This window comes from Methylobacterium sp. 17Sr1-1, from assembly GCF_003173775.1.
In the GTDB taxonomy this organism is placed as follows: domain Bacteria; phylum Pseudomonadota; class Alphaproteobacteria; order Rhizobiales; family Beijerinckiaceae; genus Methylobacterium.
On the sequence record NZ_CP029552.1, the window covers coordinates 377,865 to 404,432 of the forward strand.

Annotated in this window: 21 protein-coding genes and 1 pseudogene; 19 read left to right on the forward strand and 3 right to left on the reverse strand. The window is 72.1% G+C overall.

Annotated features, from left to right (window positions below):
- Positions 1–17: 17 nt before the first annotated feature.
- From DK412_RS01770 to DK412_RS01785, 4 genes are all read left to right on the forward strand, one after another.
- On the forward strand, positions 18–407 hold the full coding sequence (locus tag DK412_RS01770) for a DoxX family protein (protein ID WP_109970537.1): 390 nt from the start codon (positions 18–20) through the stop codon (positions 405–407).
- 107 nt (positions 408–514) lie between these two features.
- Positions 515–1,507 (forward strand): PAS domain S-box protein, encoded by a 993-nt coding sequence (locus DK412_RS01775; RefSeq protein ID WP_109970538.1) that lies wholly within the window; start codon positions 515–517, stop codon positions 1,505–1,507.
- Positions 1,508–1,577: 70 nt separating this feature from the next.
- On the forward strand, positions 1,578–2,006 hold the full coding sequence (locus DK412_RS01780) for a SufE family protein (protein WP_109970539.1): 429 nt from the start codon (positions 1,578–1,580) through the stop codon (positions 2,004–2,006).
- A gap of 68 nt (positions 2,007–2,074) precedes the next feature.
- On the forward strand, positions 2,075–4,225 hold the full coding sequence (locus DK412_RS01785) for a S9 family peptidase (protein ID WP_109970540.1): 2,151 nt from the start codon (positions 2,075–2,077) through the stop codon (positions 4,223–4,225).
- Between the two features lie 214 nt (positions 4,226–4,439).
- Here the strand turns inward: DK412_RS01785 and DK412_RS01790 are convergent, their stop codons facing one another.
- Positions 4,440–5,000: an HdeD family acid-resistance protein gene (locus DK412_RS01790; RefSeq protein WP_245447687.1), complete on the reverse strand. Its 561-nt coding sequence runs from the start codon at positions 4,998–5,000 to the stop codon at positions 4,440–4,442.
- A 348-nt stretch (positions 5,001–5,348) separates the two neighbouring features.
- Here DK412_RS01790 and DK412_RS01795 point away from each other — a divergent pair, with 348 nt between their 5' ends.
- The 3 genes from DK412_RS01795 (at position 5,349) to DK412_RS01805 (ending at position 9,310) form a co-directional block, all read left to right on the forward strand.
- The gene (locus DK412_RS01795; RefSeq protein ID WP_109970542.1) at positions 5,349–6,629 is read left to right on the forward strand and encodes an HlyD family secretion protein; all 1,281 of its coding nucleotides are present in this window, start codon (positions 5,349–5,351) and stop codon (positions 6,627–6,629) included.
- Positions 6,630–6,705: 76 nt separating this feature from the next.
- Positions 6,706–8,241, forward strand: a complete 1,536-nt coding sequence (locus DK412_RS01800) for a DHA2 family efflux MFS transporter permease subunit (protein ID WP_204165573.1) — start codon at positions 6,706–6,708, stop codon at positions 8,239–8,241.
- A gap of 136 nt (positions 8,242–8,377) precedes the next feature.
- Positions 8,378–9,310 (forward strand): cation diffusion facilitator family transporter, encoded by a 933-nt coding sequence (locus tag DK412_RS01805; protein ID WP_109970544.1) that lies wholly within the window; start codon positions 8,378–8,380, stop codon positions 9,308–9,310.
- Between the two features lie 127 nt (positions 9,311–9,437).
- Here the strand turns inward: DK412_RS01805 and DK412_RS30805 are convergent, their stop codons facing one another.
- Complete coding sequence (locus tag DK412_RS30805) at positions 9,438–10,685, reverse strand: transglycosylase SLT domain-containing protein (RefSeq protein ID WP_245447382.1); 1,248 nt, start codon at positions 10,683–10,685, stop codon at positions 9,438–9,440.
- Between the two features lie 395 nt (positions 10,686–11,080).
- Between DK412_RS30805 and DK412_RS01815 the strand changes: the two genes are divergently transcribed.
- The 11 genes and pseudogenes from DK412_RS01815 (at position 11,081) to DK412_RS01870 (ending at position 23,376) form a co-directional block, all read left to right on the forward strand.
- A complete protein-coding gene (locus DK412_RS01815; protein ID WP_109970545.1) occupies positions 11,081–12,271 on the forward strand; it encodes an inositol-3-phosphate synthase in 1,191 nt (396 codons plus the stop codon).
- 2 nt (positions 12,272–12,273) lie between these two features.
- Positions 12,274–13,215 carry a hypothetical protein gene (locus DK412_RS01820; protein ID WP_109970546.1) on the forward strand — a complete coding sequence of 314 codons (942 nt, stop codon included), beginning with the start codon at positions 12,274–12,276 and terminating at the stop codon, positions 13,213–13,215.
- Positions 13,216–13,324: 109 nt separating this feature from the next.
- On the forward strand, positions 13,325–14,497 hold the full coding sequence (locus DK412_RS01825; protein ID WP_109970547.1) for a methyltransferase domain-containing protein: 1,173 nt from the start codon (positions 13,325–13,327) through the stop codon (positions 14,495–14,497).
- The gene (locus DK412_RS01830) at positions 14,497–15,540 is read left to right on the forward strand and encodes a Gfo/Idh/MocA family oxidoreductase (protein WP_109970548.1); all 1,044 of its coding nucleotides are present in this window, start codon (positions 14,497–14,499) and stop codon (positions 15,538–15,540) included. The genes DK412_RS01825 and DK412_RS01830 overlap by 1 nt, the downstream gene beginning before the upstream one ends.
- Positions 15,541–15,564: 24 nt before the next feature.
- Entirely contained in the window at positions 15,565–17,121 is a 1,557-nt protein-coding gene (locus tag DK412_RS01835) for a YcaO-like family protein (protein WP_245447383.1), read from the forward strand.
- Positions 17,118–17,939, forward strand: a pseudogene (locus DK412_RS01840) (sugar phosphate isomerase/epimerase family protein); the annotation flags it as partial. The gene DK412_RS01835 and the pseudogene DK412_RS01840, both read left to right, overlap by 4 nt.
- Entirely contained in the window at positions 17,939–19,174 is a 1,236-nt protein-coding gene (locus tag DK412_RS01845) for a glycosyltransferase family 4 protein (RefSeq protein ID WP_109975001.1), read from the forward strand. The pseudogene DK412_RS01840 and the gene DK412_RS01845, both read left to right, overlap by 1 nt.
- A 143-nt stretch (positions 19,175–19,317) precedes the next feature.
- A complete protein-coding gene (locus DK412_RS01855; RefSeq protein WP_109970552.1) occupies positions 19,318–20,067 on the forward strand; it encodes a PIG-L family deacetylase in 750 nt (249 codons plus the stop codon).
- A complete protein-coding gene (locus DK412_RS01860; RefSeq protein ID WP_109970553.1) occupies positions 20,064–20,693 on the forward strand; it encodes a uracil-DNA glycosylase in 630 nt (209 codons plus the stop codon). Before DK412_RS01855 ends, DK412_RS01860 begins: the two co-directional genes overlap by 4 nt.
- A 168-nt stretch (positions 20,694–20,861) precedes the next feature.
- The gene (locus tag DK412_RS01865; protein WP_109970554.1) at positions 20,862–21,998 is read left to right on the forward strand and encodes a lysylphosphatidylglycerol synthase domain-containing protein; all 1,137 of its coding nucleotides are present in this window, start codon (positions 20,862–20,864) and stop codon (positions 21,996–21,998) included.
- Between the two features lie 43 nt (positions 21,999–22,041).
- On the forward strand, positions 22,042–23,376 hold the full coding sequence (locus DK412_RS01870) for an ATP-binding protein (protein ID WP_109975002.1): 1,335 nt from the start codon (positions 22,042–22,044) through the stop codon (positions 23,374–23,376).
- Here DK412_RS01870 and DK412_RS01875 read toward each other — a convergent pair.
- Positions 23,343–23,981: a DUF1007 family protein gene (locus DK412_RS01875; RefSeq protein ID WP_109975003.1), complete on the reverse strand. Its 639-nt coding sequence runs from the start codon at positions 23,979–23,981 to the stop codon at positions 23,343–23,345. The two genes, DK412_RS01870 and DK412_RS01875, sit on opposite strands and share 34 nt — an antisense overlap.
- A gap of 164 nt (positions 23,982–24,145) precedes the next feature.
- Between DK412_RS01875 and DK412_RS01880 the strand changes: the two genes are divergently transcribed.
- Positions 24,146–26,557, forward strand: coding sequence for a heavy metal translocating P-type ATPase (locus DK412_RS01880; RefSeq protein ID WP_109970555.1), 2,412 nt, complete (start codon positions 24,146–24,148; stop codon positions 26,555–26,557).
- Positions 26,558–26,568: the final 11 nt, after the last annotated feature.

Here is a 26,568-nt window from a genome sequence, read left to right on the forward strand (position 1 = left end):
CAATCCGGAGCACCCCGATGAGCCAAGCCGTCTTCAGCCTCGCCCGCATCCTCGTCGTCGTGCTGTTCTGCGTCTCCGGCGCCCAGAAGCTGATGAACCCGGCCGGCGTCGTGGCCGCGGTCTCGGGCAAGGGCCTGCCCTACCCGGAGGTGCTGGCCTGGCTCACCATCGCGGCCGAGCTGGGTCTCGGGCTCCTGATCGCCCTCGGCTTCTACGCGCGCGCCGCCTCGGTGCTGCTCGCCGTCTTCACCCTGGCGACGATCGTGTTTTTCCACAACTTCTGGACGATGTCGGGTGATGCGTTCCGCATGAACCAGATCCAGGCGATGAAGAACCTGTCGATCATCGGCGGCCTCCTGATGATCGCCGCCGCCGGTCCCGGCCGCTTCGCCCTCAACCGGCGCTGAGCGCGGGACTTTTTTGTCCGGCCGTCGCGCCGGAACGGCGCCGCGCCCGGTACGTTGACCGCCCCTGAAGGCACGCGATCGGCGACGTTGAGGAGTGGTTGAGGGGCATGGCCGCGGACACGACATTGCCGGACGCGGCGTTCCGCAGCTTCGCCGAGGGCGCGGGGCTGATGATCTGGCGCGCCGACCCTCAGGCGCGCCTCATCTACGTCAACCCGGCCTGGACGGAGTTTCGCGGCCGCGCGGCCGAGGACGAGCTCGGTCACGGCTGGAAGGACGGCCTGCATCCGCAAGACCGGGACGCGCACGAGGCCGCTCTCGCGGCGGCCTATGCCCGGCGCCGGCCGCACAGCGCCGAGTACCGCTTACGCCGCCACGACGGCGCGTTCCGGTGGATCCACGGCCACGCCTACCCGCTGCACGAGGGCGGCGACTTCACGGGCTTCGCCGGCTCCTGCTTCGACATCACCGAGCGCAAGGAGGCCGAGGAGCACGCCGCCCGGGCGATGGCCGAGCAGGAGGCGCTGCTGGCCGAGATCTACCACCGGGTGCGCAACAACCTGCAGGTCACGGTGAGCCTGATCGGGCTCTACGGCCGCGCCGCGGCGGCACCCTGCCGCCCGGCCTTCGACGCGCTCGGCCAGCGGGTGCGGGCGATCGCCCTGGTGCAGCAGCACCTGCACGAGGCGCCGCAGATCGCCAGCGTCGACCTCGCCGAGTACCTGACGCGCCTCGCGGAGGGCTTGGGCCAGCTGCGCCGGGCCGGGCGCATCGCCGTGACGGTCGAGGCGGGTCGCACGGCGCTCCTGGAGCCGCGCCGGGTCAACGCGCTCGGCATGATCCTGGCCGAGATCGTCGCCGAATGCCTCGACGGCACCGACGAGGCCGCCGCTTGCGTCACCCGGGTCGAGGTGCCGGCGGGCGCGGGCGCCGATCCGGTCCGGGTGCGGATCACCTCGGGCGGCGTCGCCGGCGAGCCGCCGGCCGGCGTGCCGCGGATCGGCCCCCGCCTGATCGCGGCCTATGCGGGCCAGGCCGAGATCGCGGTCTCGGGCGCCGGCACCCCGGAATCGCCGCTCGAGCTGACGCTGCCGGCCTGACACGGTGGCGGGCGGGCCCCCGCCCGCCTATATGCCGGGTCTCGACTCCCCAACGTTTCCCCCGGGTCCCATGCTGCCGCCCATCGACGAGATCGTCTCCAACTTCGAGTTCCTGGACGAGTGGGACGACCGCCATCAATACCTGATGGAACTCGGCCGCAAGCTGCCGCCCCTGCCCGAGGAGGCTCACAACGAGGCCAATCGGGTGCGCGGCTGCGTCAGCCAGGTCTGGCTCGAGACGCATGTCGACCGCTCCGGCCCGGAGCCGCGGCTGCACTTCCTCGGCGACAGCGACGCCCACATCACCAAGGGCGTGGTCGCGGTGCTGATCGCCTTCTTCGACGGCCGCACCGCCACCGATGCCGCCCGGGCCGACGCCCTCGGGCTGTTCCAGAAGCTCGGCCTCTCCGAGCACCTGACGGCGCAGCGCTCGAACGGCGCCCGGGCGATGATGGATCGCATCCGCGCCGATGCCGAGGGTGTCGCGGCCGCGGCCTAGGCCACCCTTGCGGCGGCGGCCCCGGGACGGCACATCGGTGCCTCGACCGCCACCTCCCGGGGAGCCGCATGACCCTTCGCCTGAGCCCGCCCGCCGCCGCGCCGACGGCACCCGTCCGGCCCGTCACCGTCACCGTCCACGGCCGCGCGGTGACCGACCCCTATGCCTGGCTCAAGGCGGAGAACTGGAAGGACGTGCTGAAGGACCCCGCCGCCCTGCCGGCGGAGATCCGCGACCTCCTGACGGCCGAGAATGCCTATTCGGACGCCGCGCTCGCCGGCACGACGGCCTTGCGCGAGACCCTGGTCGCCGAGATGCGCGGGCGCATCCGCGAGGATGACGGCAGCGTGCCGGATCTCGACGGCCCCTTCGCCTACTACACCCGCTACCGCGAGGGCGGGCAGCACCCGCTGGTCTGCCGCCGCCCGGCCGATCGCGTCGCCCCCGGCCTCGTCGGGGATCTCGCGGGCGAGGGCCAGGAAGACTCGGGTGAGGAGATCCTGATCGACGGCGACCGGGAAGGGGAGGGGCACGCCTTCTTCAGCCTGGAGGGCGCCACGCATTCCGACGACCATGCGCTGGTGGCCTGGGGCGCCGACACGAAGGGCTCGGAACTCTACACCATCCGGGTCCGCGACCTCGCGACGGGGAGGGACCGCGAGGACCAGGTTCTCGCCACCACCGGCGACGTGGTGTGGAGCGCCGACGGCAAGGCGTTCTGGTACGTCGCGGTCGACGAGAACCATCGCCCCGCAACCGTGATGCTGCACCGCCTCGGCACGCCGCAGAGCGACGACGAGACGATCTACGAGGAGGGCGACGCGGGCTTCTTCGTCGGCATCGGCGAGACCCAGTCCGGCGCCTACCTGGTGGTGACGGCGAACGACCACGAGACCTCCGAGGTCCATCTCGCCGAGCGCGCCACGCCCTTCGCGCCCCTGCGGGTCGTGGCGCCGCGGGAGCACAAGCTGATCTACTCGGTCGAGCACCGGGGCGACGAATTGTTCGTGCTCACCAACGCCGACGGCGCCGAGGACTTCAAGATCGCGGTGGCGCCCCTCGACCGTCCGGGCCGGGCCCACTGGCGCGACCTGATCCCGCACCGGGCCGGCGTGATGATCCGGTTCCAGCACGTGCTCGCCCGCCACCTCGTGCGGCTGGAACTGGAGAATGCCCGGCCGCGCCTGATCGTGCGCGACGCCGAGAGCGGCGCCGAGCATACGGTCGCCTTCGCGGAGGAGGCCTATTCCCTCGGCCTCTCGCCGGGCCACGCCTTCGACACCGACCTCATCCGCTTCACCTACTCGTCGATGACGACGCCGGCGGAGACCTACGACTACCACGCGACGACCCGCGAGCGGACCTTGCGCAAGCGCCAGGACGTGCCGAGCGGCCACGACCCGGCGGCCTACGTCACCCGGCGCCTGTTCGCGACCGCGTCGGACGGGGAGCAGGTGCCGGTCTCGCTGCTGCACCGGCGCGATACGCCGCTCGACGGCACCGCGCCGCTCCTCCTCTACGGCTACGGCTCCTACGGCTCGCTGATGTCGGCGGCCTTCCGCACCAACCCGCTCTCGCTCGTCGATCGCGGTTTCGTCTACGCCATCGCGCATGTCCGCGGCGGCACCGAGAAGGGCTGGCGCTGGTACCTCGACGGCAAGCGCGAGAAGAAGCCCAACACCTTCACGGACTTCGTCGCCTGCGCGCGCGCCCTGATCGAGGCGCGCTATACCGGCGCCGGCCGCATCGTCGCCCATGGCGGCAGCGCCGGCGGCATGCTGATGGGGGCGGTGGCGAACCTCGCGCCGGAGCTTTTCGCCGGCATCGTCGCCGACGTGCCCTTCGTCGACGTGCTCAACACCATGCTCGACGGCGATTTGCCGCTCACCCCGCCGGAATGGCCCGAATGGGGCAACCCGGGCGCCGACATCCAGGCCTTCGAGACCATCCTGTCCTACTCGCCCTACGACAACGTCGCGGCGAAGGCCTATCCGGCGATCCTGGCGCTCGGCGGCCTCACCGACCCGCGGGTGACCTACTGGGAGCCGGCCAAGTGGGTCGCGCGCCTGCGCGCCACGATGACCGGGGGCGGGCCGGTCCTGCTGCGCACCAACATGGAAGCCGGCCATGGCGGGGCGGCAGGACGGTTCGACCGGCTGGAGGAGGTGGCGCTGATCTACGCCTTCGCGCTGGCGGCGGTGGGGGCGGAGGCGGCGTAAGCCTTCCCTATCGTGATGCGCCGCTCTTGAGCCCTCCCCCCGCTGCGGGGGAGGGTGCCCCGCGGATGCGGGGCGGGAGAGGGGAACCACGCTTCCGGAAATGCATGAACCGTTGTGAGGGGCGCCACCTGGATCAGCGTCGCGATCCCCTCTCCCGGCCTGCTCCGCAGGCCACCCTCCCCCGCGGAGGGGGGAGGGTTCAGGGTAGCGCCTTTTACACCGTCCGCATCGTCCCGCCCGTCCCGACGAACCGGCTGCGCAGCCGGAAGGCGAGGATCAGCATGAACACCCCGAAGGCGATGGCGTAGCCGCCCATCCAGGTGGTGAGGACCAGGAGCGACAGGACCGGGCTGGCGATCAGCGCGATCGCGAACAGCACCGAGAGCGCCCCGCCGATCGCCAGCCACCAGCGGCCGTGGTCGAGGTGGAGCCGGAACGCCGCGGCGATCATCAGGCCGCCGGTCACCAGCGCCCAGGCGGCGATGAGGTAGATGAAGGCGACGAGCGTGCTGCCGGGCATCAGGAAGGCGAGCACGCCGACCAGGATGTTGAGGAGGCCGGCGGCGAGCAGGTAGCCCCAGCGCTCGTGCCGTTCCGCCGCCCGTACCGCCGCCACGATCTCGGCGATGCCGTCGACCAGCATGTAGGCCGAGAAGAAGATCACCAGCGTCAGCAGCGTGGCGCCGGGCGCGATCAGCGCCACGATCCCGAACAGGATCGCGAAGGCGCCGCGCAACGCGATCAGCCACCAGTTGCGGGCGAGCACCGCGCTCATCGCGGTGAGACGGGCGAGCGGATCGGGCGGGGAGCCGTAGGGGGACGAACCGCCCGGATTGGTATTGGGCAACGGCGTACCAGTACTCATGGCAGCATCCTCCGGGACGACGCGCAGTGGGCTGTCGCGAAAGGCCCCGCTTTTCGTGCCTCAACGTCCGCCGAGCGTAGCCGTTCCCCGGATCGCCGATGACATGGATGCTCGCGGACGACGCGGATCCGGGTTTCATCCCGGTCTGCCGAAGAGTTTTTTGCCGCAGCGCGGAACTCGCGCTGTCGCCCCGGCGTCTTCCAGGCCGAGGCGGGCGCCTTGCCCGGTCCGGTCGGACCGTCGCGCGGAATTCACGACATGCTGGACGATCAGTCGCGGGCGGAGGCCCCAGTCGGGCGGGACGCGCCGGCGCCCGTCGTGGCGCGGCAGGACGCCGGAAGATCAGACTTCGCGAGAGAGGACCCGGTGCGCGACGAGAACACGCGCGCCCTGCGGGAGAACACCCGCGCCCTGCGCGAGCGCACGCCGCAGGACGAGGCCGAGGGCAAGGACCAGCAGGCCGACGGCAAGGAGTCCGCCGGGCAGGACGACGGTAACAAGGCGAAGAAGCCGAGCCTGATCAAGCGTCATCCGCTCTGGTTCGTCCTCGGCGCGGTGGTGCTGCTCCTCGCGGCGGCCGGCGGCTACTGGTACTGGCTCACCTTCGTCCACCCCTACGAGAGCACCGACGACGCCTTCGTCGATGCGCGCCAGTTCGCGGTCTCGCCGAAGGTGTCGGGCTACGTGACCGCCGTGCCGGTGACCGACAACCAGCACGTCGAGGCCGGTGCGGTGCTGTTCCAGATCGACACCCGCGACTACGAGGTGGCGCTCCAGCAGGCGCGTGCGCAGGTCGAGTCGGCCCGGGCCCAGATCCAGGGCTTCGAGGCGCAGATCCAGGCGCAAGCCGGCAGCATCCAGGAGGCCAAGGCCCAGGTCGAGCAGACCAAGGCCGCGCTGCAATTCGCCAAGCAGGATGCCGCCCGCTACCAGGATCTCGCCCAGCGCGGCGCCGGCTCGGTGCAGCAATCGCAGCAATCGACCTCGAACCTGCAGCAGCAGCAGGCGAATTTCGACCGCACGAGTGCCGCCGTGACGGTGGCGCAGCGCCAGATCGGCTCGCTGCAGGCCCAGAAGGCCGGCGCCGAGGCGAGCCTCGCCCAGGCGCGCGCCCAGGAGGCGCAGGCCCGGCTGAACCTCGCCTACACGACCGTGACGACGGCGCAGGCGGGCCGGGTGGTGCGCCTCACCGGCGCGGTCGGGCAGTTCGCACAAGCTGGTCAGGCCCTCAGCATGTTCGTGCCCGACGACATCTGGGTCACGGCGAACTTCAAGGAGACCCAGATCACCGACATGCGCCCCGGCCAGCCGGTCGATGTCGAGATCGACGCGTACCCGGACCACAAGATCACCGGCAAGGTCGATTCGGTGCAGCCGGGCTCGGGCACCGCCTTCAGCCTGCTGCCGGCCGAGAACGCCACCGGCAACTACGTCAAGGTGGTGCAGCGCGTGCCGGTGAAGATCGCGGTCGACAACTGGCCGACCGACGTCTCGATCGGCCCCGGCATGTCGATCGTGCCGACGGTGCGGGTGCGCTAGGCGCGGGGGAAGCACCGTGAGCGGTCAGAACCCCGCCGACAGCGCCGCCGGCGACCACAACCCGTGGATCATCGCCATGGTGGTGGCGATCGCCACATTCATGGAGGTGCTCGACACCACGATCGCCAACGTGGCTTTGCGCTACATCTCGGGCGGCCTCGCGGTCGGTCCCGACGAGGCGGCCTGGGTGGTGACGAGCTACCTCGTCGCCAACGCCATCGTGCTCACCGCCTCGAGCTTCCTCGCCAAGCGCTACGGCCGCAAAGCCTTCTTCATGGCGGCGATCGCGCTCTTCACGGTGTCGTCGATCCTGTGCGGCTTCGCCTGGAGCCTCGAGTCGCTCCTCTTCTTCCGGGTGCTCCAGGGCCTCGGCGGCGGCGGCATGGCGCCGCTGGCGCAATCGATCCTGGCGGATTCCTTCCCGCCGGAGAAGCGCGGACAGGCCTTCGCCCTCTACGGCGTCGCCATCGTGGTGGCGCCCGTGGTCGGGCCGACGCTGGGCGGCTGGCTCTCCGACCAGTATTCCTGGCACTGGTGCTTCCTGATCAACGCACCCGTCGGCGCCATCGCCCTGTTCCTGATCTGGTGGCTGGTTCAGGACCCGAAATCGGCGATCGAGGAGCGGAAGCGCCTGCGCCGGGAGGGCGTGCGCTTCGACATCGTCGGCTTCGTCCTGGTGGCGACCTTCTTGGGCTCGCTCGAGGTCGTCCTCGACGAGGGCCAGCGCAAGGACTGGTTCGGCTCGAACCTGATCGTCATCTTCGCCTGCCTGACGGTCCTGTCCTTCGTGGCGATGATCCCGTGGGAGCTGAAGCACAAGAACCCGGTCATCGACCTGCGCCTGCTCGGCCAGCGCCAGTTCGGCTCCTGCTTCCTGGTGATGCTCGCGACCGGCGCCATCCTGATCGCGACCACGCAGTTCCTGCCGCAGCTGCTGCAGGACTATTTCGGCTACACCGCCACCTGGGCCGGCCTCGCCCTGTCGCCCGGCGGCGTCGTCACCTGCCTGATGATGTTCGTGATCGGCCGCGTCTCGGGCTACGTCCAGCCGAAATACCTCATCGCCACCGGCGCCACCATCATCGCCTTCGCGATGGTTGATCTGACCAACCTCTACGGCGACCTCAACTTCGGCTTCTTCGTCTGGTCGCGCATCTATATCGGCATCGGCCTGCCGATGATCTTCCTGTCGATCACCGCCGCCTCCTACGAGGGGATCACCAAGGACCAGACCGACCAGGCCTCGGCGCTGATCAACGTCGCGCGCAACGTCGGTGGCTCGATGGGCGTGTCGCTCGCCCAGAACATCCTGGCCTACCGCCAGCAATTCCACACCAGCCGTCTCGTCGAGCACATCGTCCCCACGGAGCCGGCCTACCAGGAGACCTTGCGCGCCGCGACGCAGTTCTTCTCCACCCGCGGCGCCAGCACGGTCGACGCGCAGAACCAGGCCGTCGCCTGGATCGGCCAGCAGGTCCAGACCCAGTCCGCCTTCCTCGCCTATATCGACGTGTTCTGGGCCCTCGCCATGGTCTCGGCCTGCGCGGTGCCGCTCGCGATGATCCTCAAGAACGTCAAGCGGGGCGGGGCGGCGCCGGCGGGGGGGCATTGAGGGCGAAGGCGTTTCTCTCTGACTGCCCCGACACCCGCAGGGTCATTCCGGGCTCCGCTGCGCGGCCCCGGGATGACCCTGAATGCTGTCGATGTGAATGCCGCTCCGGCGCATGACTATCTGGGATACGAACACCTTGGCCCCATCGGGATCGAAGCTCGTCGTCTACGCCGCCCTGGCCGGCAACCTCGCCATCGCGGTCACCAAGCTCGCGGCCGCCTCCTATACCGGGTCGGGGGCGATGTTCACGGAAGCCGTGCATTCCTTCGTCGATACCGGCAACCAGGGGTTGCTGCTCTACGGGATGCGGCGCGCTGCCCGCCCGGCCGACGACAGCCACAACTTCGGGCACGGGCTGGAGCTGTACTTCTGGTCCTTCGTCGTCGCCCTACTGATCTTCACCCTCGGCGGCGCCTACGCGGTCTACGAGGGCATCGAGAAGCTGCACCATCCCGAGCCGATGACGGCGCCGTGGGTCAATGTCGGGGTGATCGTGCTCTCGGGCATCTTCGAGGGGCTGTCGTTCCGCACGGCGCGGCGCGAGATGCGGGCCCGCTTCGCCCGCGAATCGCTCTGGACCGCGGTCACCCGCAGCAAGGATCCGAGCACCTTCGCGATCATCCTGGAGGACGGGGCGGCGCTGATCGGCCTGGGCCTCGCCCTCGTCGGCGTGGTCGCCAGCGGCTTCCTCGGCTGGCCGCAGGGCGACGGCGTCGCCTCGGTGGCGATCGGCTGCCTGCTCATCGCCACCGCGGGCGTGCTGTTTCGCGAGACCCGCAGCCTGCTGACCGGCGAGAGCGCCTCGCAGCGGGTGATCGCGCAGGCGAGAGAGATCCTCGCGGCCGATCCCCGGGTGGTGCGGATCGAGCGGATGCGCAGCCTCCAGCTCGGACCCGGCACGGTGCTGCTCGCCGTCACCCTCGACCTCGCCCCCGGCCTCTCCGGCGAGGACCTGCGCCGCGCCACCGCCGACCTGCGCGCCGCCATCCGACACGGCCTGCCGGGCGTCGCCCATCTGTACTTCCAGCTGCCGGTGCGGGAGCACGAGACGCTTCCGGAGACCGGTTAAAAAATTCCGAACGGTCCGGAACCGGCGGACGCATCCCGGGTTATCGCAGTGTTCCGAGGCGACGGGCTGTCCTCCCCGTGCGCCGTCCCCCGGGCCGCTTCGCTCACAATGAGGCCCGGGGAGAAAATCAAGGCAGTTGGCTCAGGGCCGCGGGCGGGGCATCGCTCGGGCGCCGGATGTCGATCTGCTCGGCGAACGCCGCGACCGGTTGATACCGGTCGAGGCGCTGATCGATCATGCCGTCGAGTCGGCTATAGACCTCGGCGACCGTCAGGCTGCGCGTCTTCCGGCCCTCGCGACGAAAGAAAAGGCTGCGATTGGCCTTCGCCGCCGCGCGGAACGAGGCCTGGGCCGGCTGGTGCGGTTTTTCCGCCGTCAATTCCATGAACTTGCCGGCGCTCGCGGCGCCCAGGAAATGGGCGAAGTAGCATTCCGTCGTCGTGAGATCGCGCCCGAGGCGCTGCTCGACCCGGCTGCGGTCGCGCTTCATCATCTCGCCGGCCATCAGGCTCGCCGCGTAGGGGTCGCGCCGCAGGGCCAGCACCCGGCGCCGGTCGGCCTCCTTGAGGACCACCAGCGTGCCGCCGCGCTTCTCGATCAGTTCGGCTTCCGCCGAGTAGCCGTGCTTGGCGCCGAAGCTGCGCAGGAGTTCGAGCCACGTGCCGGTGAGGAACTGAAACAGTCCCTCCGCCGTCGAGGTCGCGGCCCGGACGCTCGGCTGGAAGCTCGATTCCTTGTCGGCGAGCGCCATCAGGTAGACCGGATCGGTCTCGGTCTCGCGGGCGGCCCGCACGATCGTCGCGACCAGCGCCTGCGGCACCTTCTTGTCGCCGAAGACCACCAGGCCGTCCGGGGTCACCTCCGGCAGCGCCATGACTTCCGGCAAGGCAACCTCGACGGACGGGGAATCCTCTCGGGCGAGGGCGGCGTCCCGCACGGACGCGTCCTCCCGGGGCAGTGCGGCCAGGGCGCCGCGTGCGTCGTCGCCCAAGGACTCATCGTCGCTCGGACGCGCTTCGTTCCGCATCTCCAGCGTCGCCCGCATCTCCTCGCGCAGGCGCTCGAGGTCGTCCCGGATCAGGGCCGTCGTGCTCGGGGTCTCCTCGACCAGCGCCGGGCCCGGCCAGTCCGGCGTCAGGCCGCGGGATGCCGCGTGTGGCCGGGGGACGGAGAAGTCGATCCGGTCATGCGCCTCCGCCGCCGGGGCGACGGCGTCCTGCGGCAGGCAGGCCGCGAAGGCGACGCCGACGGCGAGCGCCGCGGCAGCCTTGCGGCTCAGCGAGGCGGCCAGGGACAGGGCCCGGCCGCGCGATCCAGAATGGTGGCCTTCGCGGGCATCGAGCCAGCGGATGGTGTCGGTGCCCGTCTCGGGCACGAGTCGGCCAGCGTCGTCGGCGCAGGGCGCCGGCTCCGGGTAAACCCCCATCTCCAACCTTTTGTCCTTGGCGCGGGTCCGGTCCTGAGAGGCCGCGCCGTGTTTCGTGCTTCGCTCGCCGGCACCTCTGGCCGTCCGGTGTGTCCAGAATGGGACGAGGCCGCGGCGAGCCCTGAGGCCATTTTGCGGCACCGTTTCCCTCCGGATGGTTAACGAGACCTTCGGCGCGCCCTCGCCGCGGCGCCCGGCGCGATCACGTGCGCGCGAAAAAATCGCGCGTGACCCGGAACCAAATACTCCCCGGGGCATTTCCAGTCGCCACGCGGAGTGGGCGTAACGATTGCCCCGGCGCCCCGCCCGGGGTCCGCGGGCCATGAAGAGGACAAACCCTACCGATGAGCATGCAGCCCGGTCGGCGCGTTGGCGTCGCTTTCGTCGGCATGGGTGGGGCTGTCGCCACCACCGCCATCGCCGGCATCGAGATGATCAAGTCCGGTTCGAATCGTCTCGACGGTCTGCCCCTTGCGGGCCACGCGGTGGCCGGAATGGTCGGGTACAAGGATCTCGTCTTCGGCGGCTGGGACCTCAACGGCGACGATCTGGGCGCGGCGGCGGCGGGCCACGGCGTGCTGACCAAGCAGGACATCGAGAACGGCGCCCAGGTGCTCAAGGGCATGAAGCCGTGGCCGGCGGTCGGCAGCGCCAAGTTCTGCAAGAACATCGACGGCGGCAACCGCATCGTCGCCAAGGATCACCGCGAGGCGGTCGACTGCATCGCCGACGACCTCAAGCGCTTCCGTGAGGAATCGGGCGTCGACGACGTGGTGGTGGTCAACCTCGCCTCGACCGAGCGCTGGCCCGACCTCGACGACCCGACGCTGAACTCCGCCGCCGCCTTCGAGCGCGGCTTGGATGCGAGCGACGAGGCGATCAGCCCGGCGATGCTCTACGCCTATGCGGCGATCAAGAACGGCATTCCCTACGCCAACTTCACCCCTTCGGTCGCCGCCGACGTGCCGGCGCTCGTCGACCTCGCCAAGCAGATGAACGTCCCGGTCGCCGGCAAGGACGGCAAGACCGGCCAGACGATGATGAAGACGGTGCTGGCCCCGGCGCTCAAGTCGCGGGCGCTCCACGTCGACGGCTGGTTCTCGACCAACATCCTCGGCAACCGCGACGGCCTGGCGCTGAACGACAAGGACTCGCTGCAGTCCAAGCTCAACACCAAGGGCACGGTGCTGGATTCGATCCTCGGCTATCCCGTAGAGGATCACCTCGTCCACATCCACTATTACCGCCCGCGCGGCGACGACAAGGAAGCCTGGGACAACATCGACGTCACCGGCTTCCTCGGCCAGCGGATGCAGATCAAGATCAACTTCCTGTGCAAGGACTCGATCCTGGCCGCGCCGCTGGTGATCGAGATCGCCCGCGTGCTCGACCTCGCCAAGAAGCGTGGCGACGGCGGCGTGCAGGAGCAGCTGTCGCTGTTCTTCAAGGCGCCGATGGTCAAGAACGGCCACGGCCCCGAGCACGCCTTCGGCGCGCAGGAGCGCATGCTGCTCGACTGGCTCGGCGTCCACTAGGGATGGCCGGCAGCCAAGTTCCCACTCACCAGGTTGCGGCGGGCGGGGCTCAGGCCCCGCTCTCCCAGCGCGAGCTCCTGGTCGAGCTCAACGACATCAAACGCGTCCGGTCCGCCGGGCGCGACGGCTCGATTGCCGAGCGGCTCTTCCTCCAGGCCTGGTCCGCCCTGACCGGCGGGGCCGACCCGGAGGCGCTGGCCCTCGACATCACCGCCAAGGCGCTCGCCGCCTCCCGCCTCGGCGATCTCGACGCTGCTTTTCTCAGCCTCGCCGGCCTCTCGCAGGCCCAAGCCTCCGCCGTGCTGGTGCGGGGCTTCGACGAGGTGGCGGGCCCGCTCGATCCGGCCCTCGCCGAGCGTCTGCGCGCCTGCCTCGCCGCGCCGCGGGACTGGACCCCCGGTCCCCTGCCGCACTTCGCCCTGCTCCAGGCCGACCAGCCGCGCGCCGGCGTGACCTGCCCGGGCAAGCCGCGCATCCTGCTCGAGCCGCCGGAGAACCACGCCGAGCACTGCCTCGTGGTGGCGGTCTACGGCGTGGCCTTGAGCCCGTTCTACGGCGCCGATCCGACGACGGTGTTCGTGGCGGCGCTGGCCCATCACCTGCACAACGCCCTGATGCCGGATGCCGGCTTCACCGGTGAGATCCTGCTCGGCGACCACCTCGATTCGGTGATCGCCGGATTGAGCGAGCGGGCGCTCGCCGAGCTGGATGCGCCGTTGCGGGACGTGGTCGCCTCATCGCGAAAAATCCTGGCGGATGATCGCACGGCGGAGGGCCGCGCCTTCCACGCCGCCGACGTGATCGACCGGGTCCTGCAGATCGCCCAGCACCTGCGGGCGGCCTCGCTCACCATGGACACGGTGCTGGGCGAGATGGCGCTGGTCCATGACGGCCCGGTCAAGGGTTTCCACGATCGGGTGCTCGCCGACATGCGGTTGCCGTGAGGATCGGGCCGGACGCCCTCGGGTGTCCGCACCTCCTTGGGCGTCCGCGCCTGCGCTCTATCTCACGTCAGAGCCCGCCCTCGGGTGGGCGCCGCGAGGAAACGCATCCGTGATCCCGTTCGGGCTCCTCTCGCCGGTCACCGGCGAGGCGCTGCACCACGATACGCCCCACTCCCTGCGCGAGGGCAAGCGCGGGCCGCGCTGGCCCGTGGTCGACGGCATTCCCTACCTGCGGGTCGGGCGCGACGGCCTGATCGGCGACGTGCTGGGCCATCTCGACAAGGGCGCGCCCGGCCACGCCCTCGAACTCCTGCTCGCCGACCAGGACGATTGGTGGACCGGCCCGAAGGCCGACCCGGCGGTCCTGCGCGATCTCGTGCGCGAGATGAAGTACGTTTCCCTGCGCGAGGCCTGCGCCCGCCTCGGCTGGGGCCGGGTCGGCGACTACTTCGTCCATCGCTGGACCGACCCGACCTACCTCGCCGGCCTCGCCCTGCTGGAGGCGCACTGGAACAAGCCTTCTTGCGCCTTCGAGCTCGCCTGCGGCATCGGCCACTACCTGCGCGAGTTGCAGGGGCGGGGAGTCCGGGTGTCGGGGGGAGACGTCGTCTTCGCCAAGCTCTGGGTCGCCCGCCACTGGGTCGCCGGGCAGCGGCCGCAGCTCGTCTGCTTCGACGCCGCCGGCCCGCACTGGCCGATCGACCAGGCGCCCGTCGACCTCGTGATGTGCCATGACGCGTTCTACTTCCTGCCCGAGAAGGCCCGCATCCTCGAAGCCTTGCGCCGGACCGCCGGCGAGGAGGGGTGGCTGGCCTTGAGCCACGTCCACAACAGCGCCCGGCCCGGCTTCTCGGCCGGGCACGCGGTCTCCTCGGCCGAGATCGCGGAGCTGTTTCCCGACGGGCTCGTCTACGACGACGACGAGCTGACCCGGGCCCTCGTCGAGGCCCGCGCCCCGGTTCCGGCCGAGCCGGCCGCCCTCGACCATGTCGAAGCCTTCTCGGTCGTCTGCGGCCCCGGCATGCGCCCGGCGCCCCGCCCCCTCGTCGACGGGCTGACCCTGCCGCGGGAGGGGGCGCTCTTGCGGCTCAACCCGCTCTACGCGCCCGATCCGGCCGGGGGCTACGCCATCGCCTGGCCGTCCGAGCGCTACCGCGACGAATACGCGGCCCGCGCCACCTACCCGATGCACTCCGAGGGGCCCGAGACCCTGGAGGCGACACCTGAGACCATCCAACGCGCCCGCACCCGCGAGTTCGTCGACTTGCCGGAGCGGTGGTGATGTCGGCGTCGATCGGCTGGGGCATCGTCGGGTTCGGCTGGGTCGCCCGGGACTTCATGGCGCCGGCGATCCGGGCCGCCGGGCACCGCCTCGTCGCGGTCTGCGATCCCGGCGCCGAGGCGCGCGAGGCCGCCACGGCGCTCGGTGCGCGGGGCCATGCCGACCTCGCCGGGCTGCTGGCCGAGCCGGAGGTCGAGGCGGTCTACGTCGCGACGCCCAACCACCTGCATCGCGGTGCCGTCGAGGCGCTGGCCGAAGCCGGCAAGGCGATCCTGTGCGAGAAGCCGATGGCGGCGGCGCTGGAAGATGCCGAGGCGATGGCGGCGGCGGTCGCCCGCACCGGCGCGCTCTACGGCACCGCCTTCGACCAGCGCCACCACCCGGCCCACCGCCTGCTCCGCGACGAGATCCGCGCCGGCCGGGTCGGCACCGTCACAGGCGTGCGCATCGTCTATGCCTGCTGGCTCGACCGGGGCTGGACGGCGATTCCCGGACAGCAGAACTGGCGCATCGACCAGGCCCAGGCCGGCGGCGGCGCCTTGATGGACCTCGCCCCCCACGGCCTCGACCTGACCGACTTCCTCCTCGACGAGCCGATCCTCGACGTCACCGCGCTGACCCAGGCGAGGGCGCAGGACTACGCCGTCGACGACGGCGCGCTGCTGATCGGCCGGACCGGCTCGGGCGTGCTGGCGAGCCTGCACGTCGCCTACAATTGCCCCGACGCGCTGCCGCGCCGGCGCCTGGAGATCGCCGGCACGAAGGGCCTGTTGGTCGCCCGCAACACGATGGGCCAGGAAGCGGGCGGGAGCGTCGCCTTCATCGACGGCGCCACCGGCGAAACGACTCCGCTCGCCTTCGACACCGCGGCATCGCCGTTCCTGGAGCAGGTACGGGCCTTCGGGCGCTCCTTGCGCGATCCGGCCGGGCGCGACGCCTGGTCGGCCGCGCGCGACCTGCACACGATGCGGCTGCTCGCCCGCGCCTACGCCGCCTCTCCCTCGCATTTGCCCGAACAATCCCCCGTCGCGCCGGCCGCCTGACGGCCCCGAGGAGTGTCACCGCTCGTGGACAGACCCGCCGCACCCCGCCCCTACTCGTACGGCCAAAAACGCGTCATCGAAGGGCTGCCCGAGCGCCTGCCGGATGCCGTCCGTGCCTATCTCGACGTGCTGCCGCCGGGCCGGATCGTCGGCTTTCCCCTGGCGCCCCTCGACCGGACCGGGGTGCCGTGCTGGTTCGTGTCGCTGTTCCTGGAGGATCCGTACTTCGTCGGCGCGATGCCGAGCGGCATCGGCTACGGCGCCACCGACGACGAGGCGATCATCGGCTCGGTGGCGGAGATCGCCGAGAACCTGATGCCGAGCCTGGCGCTGATCCCGCGCAAGAAGGAGCGCGGCAGCTACCACGACCTCGTGCGGGTGTTCGGCGCGAAATCCGTCGCCGATCCGCTCACCCTCGGCCTGCCGGCGGGCAGCCCGGTGAACCGCGATACCGTGCTCGAATGGACCGGCACGGTGCGGGCGCGCACGGGCGAGACGGTGCTGATGCCGCTCGATCTCGCGGCGACGGACTATTTCGAGCTGTCGCCGGGCTACCAGCCCTTCACGAATCTCATCACCAACGGGCTCGGCGCCGGGCCGGACGTGGAGTTCGCCCTCGGGCACGGGCTGCTCGAACTCCTGCAGCGCGACGGCAACGGCCTCCTGTTCCGCGCCCTCGACCAGGGCGTGATGCTCGACACCTCGGAGGGGCTCGGTCCCGAGACCCGCGGCATGCTCGACCGGCTGGAGGCCCTGGGCATCCGCGCGATGCCGAAATTCGCCACCGACCAGTTCGGCTTCACCAACGTCTACTGCGTCGGCTACGACCTGGACGCCTCCCGCGCGCCTGCGCCGATCGCGCTCTCGGCCTGCGGCGAGGCCTGCGACCCCGACCGCGAGCGGGCCCTGCGCAAGGCGATCCTGGAATTCCAGGCCGCGCGCGTGCGCAAGACCTTCGGCCACGGCCCCCTCGACCTCGCCCGCTCGATCACCCCGCCGGGCTACGTCGACGCCTTCATCGAGACGGCGCTGCCGAGCCTCGACCTGGAGGAGGGGAGGGCGCTCGCCGCGATGCTCGACTGGATCGACAAGCCGGCCGAGACCCTGCGGGGCTTCCTCGCGCAGACCGTCTATTCCGAGCGCTCCACCAAGCGCTTCGCCGACCTGCCGACGCAGGCCGCACCCACGGGCCAGGACCGCGGCCGCATCGCCCGCGAGCGGCTGGAGGCGGAAGGGTTCGACGTGCTCTACGTCGATGCCTCGCCGCCCGGCGGCGGTGTCGGCATCGTCAAGGCGATCGTGCCGGGTCTCGAGGTCGAGACCATGAGCTACTACCGCATCGGCGAGCGCAACACGCGAAAGCTCATCGAGCGCGACCACCCGCTGATCCGCTTCGGGGAGGCGAGCGAGAGCTTGCGGCCGGTGCGCCTGACGCCCGAGGCGCTGGAGCGCTTCGGCGGCCAGCCGCTGTTCGACGTGGCGCTGGCCGACGCGATCGTCGGCCCGCTCTATCCGCTCTACCGCGAGCCGGAATCGCACCACGCGCCGTTCCGCCTGGAGCGCCGGGGGAGGGCGGCATGAGCTTGCGCTTCGCCTACAACACCAACGGGGCGGCCAATCACCGCCTCGACGACGCGCTGAGCCTGATCGCCGATGCCGGCTACGACGGCGTCGCGCTCACCCTCGACATCCACCACCTCGATCCCTTCGCCGAGGACTGGGCGCAGGCCGCCGAGCGGGTGCGCGGCCGGCTCTACGGCCTGGGCCTCGGCTCGGTGATCGAGACCGGCGCCCGCTTCCTCCTCGACCCGCGCGCCAAGCACGAGCCGACCCTGGTGACGGCCGATCCCGCCGGCCGCGCCCGCCGGGTCGCGTTCCTGCACCGCGCGATCGACATCGCGGCGATTCTCGGCTCGGAGGCGGTGTCGTTCTGGGCCGGGGTGCCGAAGCCCGGCGTCGATCCGGCGGAAGCCAGAACCTGGCTGCGGGACGGTCTCGAACAGGTCGTCGCCTACGCGACCGAGCGCCGGGTCGTCGCGGCGCTCGAACCCGAGCCCGGCATGCTGGTCGAGACCCTGGACGACTACGCCGCCCTCGACGTGCATGGTCTCCAACTGGCGCTGGATACCGGCCACTGCCTGGTGACGCAGGAGCGCGAGCCCGCCGCGGCGGTGAAGGAATTCGCCGACCGGCTCGGCACCGTGGCGATCGAGGACATGGCGCGGGGCACCCACATCCACCTGCCCTTCGGCGAGGGCGACATGGATGTGCCGGGCGTGCTCGACGCGCTCGACGCCATCGGCTTCCAAAAGCTGGTCTGCGTCGAGCTGTCCCGCGAGAGCCACCGGGCCGACCGGATGATCCCGGATTCGCTCCGTTACTTGCGGGAGTGCCGCCGATGAGGGTGTGCTTCGTGAGCCGCCGCTACTTCCCGGCGATCTCCGGCATGAGCGTCTACGCCCAGAACCTGCTGCGCGAGCTCGCCGGGGCCGGCCACGACGTCACGATGGTGAGCCAGTACCGGGGCGACGCCTTCGGCACCAAGGTCTATGGCGGCGGCCCGCCGCCGCCGGTGCCCGGCGTGCGGGTGGTCGGCCTCGAACAGGTCGGCGAGCAGGAGAGCGGCGATTTCGAGCGCGACATCGCCACGATGGTCGAGACCATCACGGCCGAGCACGCGCGGAAGCCCTTCGACGTCCTGCACGCGCAGTACGGCTACCCCACCGGCTTCGCCACGCTGATCGCCTCGAAGAGGCTGGGCGTGCCGAACGTCGTCTCGATCCAGGGCGGCGACGGCCACTGGGTCGGCTCGTGCTGCGAGACCCACCGCCTCGCCATGGTGCGGGTGCTCGCCCACGCCAACGCGCTGCTGATCGGCGGGCGTTCCTTCGTGGCCGAGGTCTGCGACCGGCTCGGCAGCGATCCCGACCGCTTCACCATCGTGCCGGGCGCCGTCGACACCGCGCGCTTCCGCCCGCCCGAGGGATGGACGCCCGGCGACGCCGCCGATCCGGTGCGGCTGTTCTACCACGGCCGGGTCGACCGCCGGAAAGGCGTGCTCGACTTCCTCGACGCGTTGAGCCTGCTGCGCCTGCGCGGGACGCCGTTTGCCGCCATCATCTCCGGCATCGGGCCCGACGTGGAGCCGGCGCGCACGCTCGCCGCCGATCTCGGCTTCTCGGAGGCGGATGTGCGCTTCACCGGCTACGCCGAGTACGACGCGGTGCCGGGCCTCTACGCCATGGGCGACGTGTTCGTCTCGCCGACCTACGCGGAAGGGTTCTCGAACACGATCCTGGAGGCGATGGCGGCGGGGCAGGCCGTGGTCTCGACCCACTCGGTCGGCGTCTCGGACTGCCTGCGCGATAACAAGAACGGGCTGATGGTCCAGCCCGGCGACGTGCCGGCCCTGGCGGACGCCCTCCACCGGATCATCACCGACCGTCCCTTGCGCGCCCGCCTCGCGGCGGCGGCCCTGGAGGAGTGCCGGCGGGTCTATTCCTGGCAGGCGGTGGGGCGGCAGATCATGGAGGTCTACGCCGCGGTGAAGGACGAGCGGCCGGACCCGGCCTTCGATCCGGACCTGCCGCACGACCCGAGCTGCCGCTTCCGGGCGGAGCCGCACCTGTTGTGAGGTTCTCTCCCCTCCCCCTTGTGGGGAGGGGCCGGGGGTGGGGGTGGTGCCGCGTAAAGCTGAGCGGTGCCTCCTGCATCACCCCCACCCCTGACCCCTCCCCACAAGGGGGAGGGGAAGGCCCGTTTGTAACCCGAGTCTCCATGCCCACAGCCCTCGCCCTCTCGCCCCATCTCGACGACGCCGCCTTCTCCTGCGGCGGCACCCTGGCGCAGCTCGCGCACGGGGGCTGGCGGGTGGTGATGGTGACGCTGCTCACCGCCAGCGTCCCCGATCCGGCCGGCTTCGCGCTGGCCTGCCAGCTCGACAAGGGGCTCGGGCCGGAGGTCGACTACATGGCCCTGCGCCGGGACGAGGACCGGGCGGCCGCCGACGCGCTCGGGATCGGCCCGCCCGTCCACGTCGCGCTCCGGGAGGCGCCGCATCGCGGCTACGCCTCGGCGCCCGAGCTCTTCGCCGGCACCCGGCCCGACGACCCGCTCGCCGACGACCTCGCCCCGGTCCTTGCCCGCCTGATGGACGAGGGAGCGCCCGACCTGCTGCTGGCACCGCAGGGGGTGGGCGGCCACGTCGATCACGTCCAGCTGGTCCGCGCGCTCACCGCCCTCGCCCCGGCCTGCCCGGTCCTGTGGTGGCGCGACTTCCCCTACACCGTGCGCCATCCCGACCCGAAGGAGCCGTTCCGCGACACCTTCGCGGGGCTGCCCACGATCACCGTGCGCCTGTCCCCGGACGAGGAGGCGGCCAAGCACGCGGCCTGCGCGGCCTACACGAGCCAGATCGGCTTCCAGTTCGGCGGTCCCGACGGCCTCGCCCAGCGCCTGGACGCCGAGGGCGCGCGCGAGCACTTCCGCCTCGCCGGCGCCGTGCCGGACGGGCTCATCCTCGCGTGAGCGGCGGGCCGGCCACTCCGAAAAGCCTGGCCGATCCCGGCGCCGTCGCGGCGCGCCATGCCCTCGTCGCGGCGAGCCCCCACCTCGCCCCCTTGCGCCGCCTCGCCGAGCGGATCCGGGCCGAGCAGGACCGGCCGGTGCCCGAGGCCGATCCCCTCGACGGCGGCGTGAATGCCCGCCTGCTGCTGCTGCTCGAGACCCCGGGCCCGGCGACCGGCCGCACCGCCTTCGTCTCGCGCGACAACCCGACCGGCACCGCCGCCAACCTGTTCCGCTTCTTAGGCCAGGCCGGCATCCCGCGCGCCGACACCCTGATCTGGAACGCCGTGCCGTGGGTGATCCACGCCCCCGGTGCCCGGAACCGGGCGCCGCGGACCGGAGAGATCCGGGCGGCCCGGGCCTACCTGCCGCCGCTCGTCGCCCTGATGCCGGACCTCGCGGTCGTCGTCCTGTCCGGCCGGGTCTCCCAGCTTCTGGCGCCGGACCTCGCCGAGGCGCGGCCCGGCCTGCCGGTGGTGGCGATCCCGCATCCGAGCCCGACCTATGTCTGCACCAGCCCGTCGGTGTCGCAGCGCATCTTTGCGGGCCTCGCCGAGGCGGCCCGCCACCTCGGACTCCCCGGCTGATGTGGGACTGCCGCATGGTCCGGCTGGTCATTCGCCGGCAGAGGGCCTACATGGCCCCTCATGCGAGCGGGGCTCGGTCGGAGTGCCGCCGGGCACTCATGTGCGCGAGCCTGGCCGCGATCGGCCGCGGGCTCGCGCCGGCGACCAGCGGGGTCTGACGCCGACGCGATGAATTTCGCCACGCAGGACAACAACCTCGCGCAGGCCAAGCCCCTGCGCGACGGCGGCGCCGGGACGCCGCGCGACGAGGATCCTGCCGGACAGGATCCGGGCCGCGATCCCGCGCCTCAAGACCCGCAGCACGACCCGCAGGCCGCGCGCCAGGCCCGCCACCGGCGCCGCTACGCCTGGATCGGCACGCTCGCCAGCGTGGTGCTGTTCGTCATCTCCCTCGGGGTGCTGGGCAAGCTCGTCTCCACCGTCACCTGGGCGGAGCTGCGCACCGCCTTCCTGGCGGCGACGCCGAACCAGATCGGGATCGCCATCGCGCTCGTCGTGGTGAGCTACCTGTTCCTCACCTGCTACGACGCCCTGGCCCTGCGCCAGCTCAAGCTGAGGGTGCCCTACCGCACCACCGCGCTCGCCTCCTTCACCAGCTACGCGGTGAGCTTCAACCTCGGCTTCCCGCTGCTCACCGCCGGCACGGTGCGCTACTGGATCTATTCGGGGCAGGGCCTGAGCCCGGGGCGCATCGCGGCGCTCACCATCGTCGCCGGCTTCACCTTCTGGCTCGGCATGGGGGCGGTGCTCGGCATCAGCCTGATCCGCGAGGCCGAGCCGCTCTCGCACCTCACCTATACCAGCGTCCTGTTCAACCAGGGGCTCGGTGTCGCGACGCTCGCCGCGGTGGTCGCCTACCTCGCCTGGGTCTCGGTCAGGCGTCGCAGCGTCAAGGTGCGGGGCTGGCGCCTGGAACTGCCGGGCCTCAAGCTCTCCCTGAGCCAGATGCTCGTCGGCGCCGGCGACGTCTGCGCGGCCGCCGGCGTGCTCTACGTGCTGCTGCCGGCCGGCCACGGCGTCAGCTTCGAGGCCTTCGTGGCGATCTACGTGCTCGCTGCGATGCTCGGCATCGCCAGCCACGCGCCGGGCGGGCTCGGGGTGTTCGAGGCCACGGTGCTGCTCGCCCTCTCCGGCCTGCCGCGGGAATCGGTGCTCGGCGCGCTGCTGCTGTTCCGGGTCTGCTACTACCTGATCCCGTTCGTGGTGGCGCTCGCGGCCCTCGGCGCCTATGAGATCGCCAAGCGGGCGCGCCTCACCCCGCGGGAGGCGCCCGACGATGATGCCGAGAGCGACCCGACGCCCTGACGCCGACGGCTCGCTCGACGACGCGCCGCCCGACGGTCCGACGATGCCGCCGTTCCTGCCCGGCGCCTCCGGCGCCCTCACCTCCGCCCGGCGGGCGGCCTGGCGAGGGGCGCTCGTCGCCGTGCTGGTGTTCTTCGCCATCCATGCCTGGCACCACGGGTTCGACCTCGGCACCGGGCTCGCCGGCCTCGTCGCGCTGCTGGCCGGCGGCCTCGCGGCCGCGCCGCGCCGGGGCGAGCCGGTGGCGCGCTCCGAAGCCGCGCCGGGCCGGGGCCGCCACGGCCTCGCCGAGGCCCTGCTCGCCAACATTCCCGACCCCGTCATCCTGATCGACCGCCGCTCCCTGGTGATCGAGTCGAACGCCGCCGCCCGGGCGCTCCTGCCGTCCCTGCGGCCCCGCCACCCGCTCTCCTTCGCGCTCCGCGACCCCGACGTGCTGGACGGCATCGAGACGGTGTTGCGCACCGGCGAGCCCCTGAAGACGGTCTACTCGCCGCGGGTGCCGACCGACCGCACCTTCGAGGTGCAGATCGGCGCCATGCAGGGCGGCGAGGCCGGGCGGGCCGGGCCGAACGTGGTGCTCTTCCTGCGCGACCTCACCTCGGCCCAGCGCCTGGAGACGATGCGGGTCGACTTCGTCGCCAATGCCAGCCACGAGCTGCGCACGCCGCTCGCCTCGCTGCTCGGCTTCATCGAGACCCTGCAGGGTCCGGCCCGGGACGACGCCAAGGCGCGCGAGCGCTTCCTCGGCATCATGCGGGTCCAGGCCCTGCGCATGACCCGGCTGATCGACGACCTCCTGTCGCTCTCGCGCATCGAGCTGCGCGCCCACGTGCCGCCGACGCAAGCGGTCGATGTCGGTCCGCTCGCCCGCCAGATCGCCGACGCGCTCGGAGTCATCGCCCGCGAGCGCGGCGTCGCCATCGCGCTCGATGCCGCGCCGGGGCCGCACCGCGTGCTCGGCGACCGGGACGAGATCCTGCGGGTGATCGAGAACCTGGTCGAGAACGCCGTCAAGTACGGCGGCGAGGGCGGCCGGGTCGACGTGCGGCTCGCGACCCTGCCGGCGGAGGACGGACGGCCGCCGCAGGTCGAGATCGCGGTGCGCGACGAGGGCCCGGGCATCGCCCCCGAGCACCTGCCGCGCCTGACCGAGCGGTTCTACCGGGTCGACGCCGCATCGAGCCGCCAGCAGGGCGGTACGGGCCTCGGCCTCGCCATCGTCAAGCACATTCTCAACCGCCATCGCGGCCGGCTGGTGATCGAGAGCACCCCGGGGGAGGGGGCGACCTTCCGCGCCGTGATCCCGGCGCACGGCGAGACCCGGAAGGAGGCCGGCCCCGATCAGGGGCAGGCGACGAGCAGGCGCCCGGTATAGTCGGCGGCCGCTGCCGCCGCGGCGCCCGGCGTGCCGGTGGCCTCCCCGTCGGGGATCAGCTGCTCGCCCTCCTTCGCCTGCTGGGGCGGCCGGGTGAACTTGAGCACGCAATCCGATCCGCCCGACAGCCGGACCGCCTCGCCAGGCGGGAAGCCGAAGGCGACGTAGAAGTCCGGATCGTCGAAGCTCATCACCAGATTGCGCACCGGGCCGGCGGGCCCCTGCGGCACCAGGGTGAAGTCGAAGGTGAGTCGGCCGCCGGAGAAGCTCGCCTTCGGGGCGGGCCCGCCCTTCAGCGCCAGCGGGCGGCCGTTGAGCTTCCCTTGCGTGAAATACGCGGTCTCGGCCATCGCCTCCAGGCGCTCGGCCGCCATCGCGTCGAGCTTGGGCTGATCGGGCACGCCGTCGCGCTTCGAATCGAGGTTCAGCACCGCGAAGGCGGAGTATTCCGGATCGAAGGTCCAGGATTCGCGGACCGCCACGAGGTTGCGCTTCGGGTCGAGCACCAGCTCGGCCCGGGCCTGCACCCAGACATGCGGATGCGCCAGCGCCGTCCCCGCCCCGCCGCACAGCACCGCCAAAGCCGCCACAACCCGCCCGATCATCGCCCGCTCCCGCTCGATCGTGTCCCGGAGGTTTCCCGAGGCAGCCCGCCGCGCTCTGCGGCCCGAGCACGGCGAAACCATGTTCGCGATGCAGGGCGCGGCGGCGATCGCGGCCGTGTCGCGGAGGCGCACCGCACCCCACATCAGATCCGGGAGACCGCACCATGACCGCACCCGCCCGCCGCCTCACCCTGCACGTCGAGGGCATGACCTGTGCCTCCTGCACTGGCCGCGTCGAGCGGGTGCTGAGCCGGGTGCCGGGCGTGCAGGCCGTCGCCGTCAACCTCGCCACCGGTCGCGCCACCCTCGACCTCGCCCCCGACAACGACCCGACGGCGCTGACCGATGCGGTCGAGGGCGCCGGCTACGCCGTGCCGGAGGCGGTGAGCGAACTCGCCGTCGCGGGCATGACCTGCGCCTCCTGCACCGGCCGGGTCGAGCGGGTGCTGAAGGCCGTGCCAGGCGTGCGCGAGGCGAGCGCCAACCTCGCCACCGGCCGGGTCACCGTGCGCCATCCCGCCGGCCTCGTGCCGCCGGACGCCCTCGAGGCCGCCATCCGGGACGCCGGCTACGAGCCGCGCCCGGTGCCGGCGGAGATGGCGGCACGCGAAAAGCCCCGCGAGGCCGAGGCGCTGACCCGCGACCTGATCCTCGCCGCCCTGCTCTCGCTCCCCGTGGTGGTGCTCGACATGGGCAGCCACCTCGCCGGCCACGGCCTGCTGCCGGGCGCCTGGAGCGCCGGCATCCAGGCTTTGTTCGCCACCCTCGTTCTCTTCGGCCCCGGCCGGCGCTTCTTTTCCCGCGGCCTGCCCGGGCTGGTGCGCGGCCATCCGGACATGAACGCGCTGGTGGCGCTGGGCGCCGGCGCCGCCTACCTGTTCTCGCTCGTCGCGACCCTCGACCCCGATCTGCTGCCGGCGGGGGCGGCGCACGTCTATTTCGAGGCCTCGGTCCTCATCGTCACCCTGATCCTCCTCGGCCGCGGCCTGGAGGCGCGGGCGCGGGGCCGCACCGGGGCGGCGGTGGCCCGCCTCGTCGGCCTCGCGCCGAAGACCGCGCTCCGCCTGCGCGACGGCGTCGAGACCGAGGTGCCGGCCGCCGAGCTCGCGGTCGGGGACGAGGTCCGCGTCCGGCCCGGCGAGCGCCTGCCGGCGGACGGGCGGGTGGTCGAGGGCCGCTCGCGCATCGACGAGAGCATGCTCACCGGCGAGCCGGTGCCGGTGGCCAAGGGCCCGGGTGATCCCGTCACCGGCGGCACCGTCAACGGTACCGGCGCGCTCACCGTCGCGGTCGAGCGGGTGGGGGCCGACACGGCGCTCGCCCAGATCGTCCGCATGGTCGAGGCGGCGCAAGGCGCGAAGCTCCCGATCCAGGCCCTCGCCGACCGGGTCACCGCCCGCTTCGTGCCCGCGGTGCTCGTCCTCTCCCTCCTCACCTTCGTGGCCTGGCTCGCCCTGGCGCCGGCCCCCGCCCTCGGCGAGGCCCTGGTCCATGCCGTCGCGGTGCTGATCATCGCCTGCCCCTGCGCCATGGGCCTCGCCACCCCGACCTCGATCATGGTCGGCACCGGCCGGGCGGCGGAGCGCGGCATCCTGTTCCGCAGCGGGCAGGCGCTTCAGGCGCTGGAGGGCGTGCGGGTCGTCGCCTTCGACAAGACGGGCACCCTGACCGAGGGCCACCCGAGCCTCACCGACCTGAGCCCCGCCCCCGGCTTCGACGCCGACGACGTGCTGGCCGCGGCCGCCGCCCTCGAATCCCGCTCCGAGCACCCGATCGCCAGCGCGATCGTGGCCGCCGCCGCGACGAAGGGCTTGGATCTGCCGCCTGTGGGCGAGGTCGTGGCGATGCCGGGCCACGGCATCGCCGGTCGGGCCGGAGACCGTGCGGTCGCGGTCGGCAATGCCCGCCACCTCGCCGGCCTCGACCTCTCGGGGCTGGCGCCCCACGCCGAGCGCCTGGGGGCCCAAGGCCGCTCGCCGCTCTACGTCGCCCTCGACGGCGTGCCGGCTGCGGTGATGGCGGTCTCGGACCCGATCAAGCCCGGGGCCGCCGAGGCCGTGCGGGCGCTCAAAGGCCAGGGCCTCGCGGTGGCGCTGGTCACGGGCGACGCGAGGGGCACCGCCGAGGGCGTCGCCCGGACCCTCGGCATCGGCACGGTGCTCGCCGAGGTGCTGCCCCAGGACAAGCGCGACGCCGTCCGGGCCCTGCGCGCGCAAGCCGGCCCGGTCGCCTTCGTGGGCGACGGCATCAACGACGCCCCGGCGCTCGCCGAAGCCGATGTCGGGCTGGCGCTCGGCACCGGCACCGACGTGGCGGTGGAGAGCGCGGACGTGGTGCTGATGGCGGGCGATCCCGCCACCGTCGCCGAGGGCTTGAGGCTGTCGCGGGCGGTGATGCGCAACATCCGCCAGAACCTGTTCTGGGCCTTCGCCTACAACGTGGCGCTGATCCCGGTGGCGGCGGGGGGCTTGCGGGCGGTCGGCGGGCCGTCCCTGTCTCCGGTGCTGGCGGCGGGGGCGATGGCCCTGTCGAGCGTGTTCGTCCTCGGCAACGCCCTGCGGCTGCGGCGGGCGTGAGAGCCCGCGTC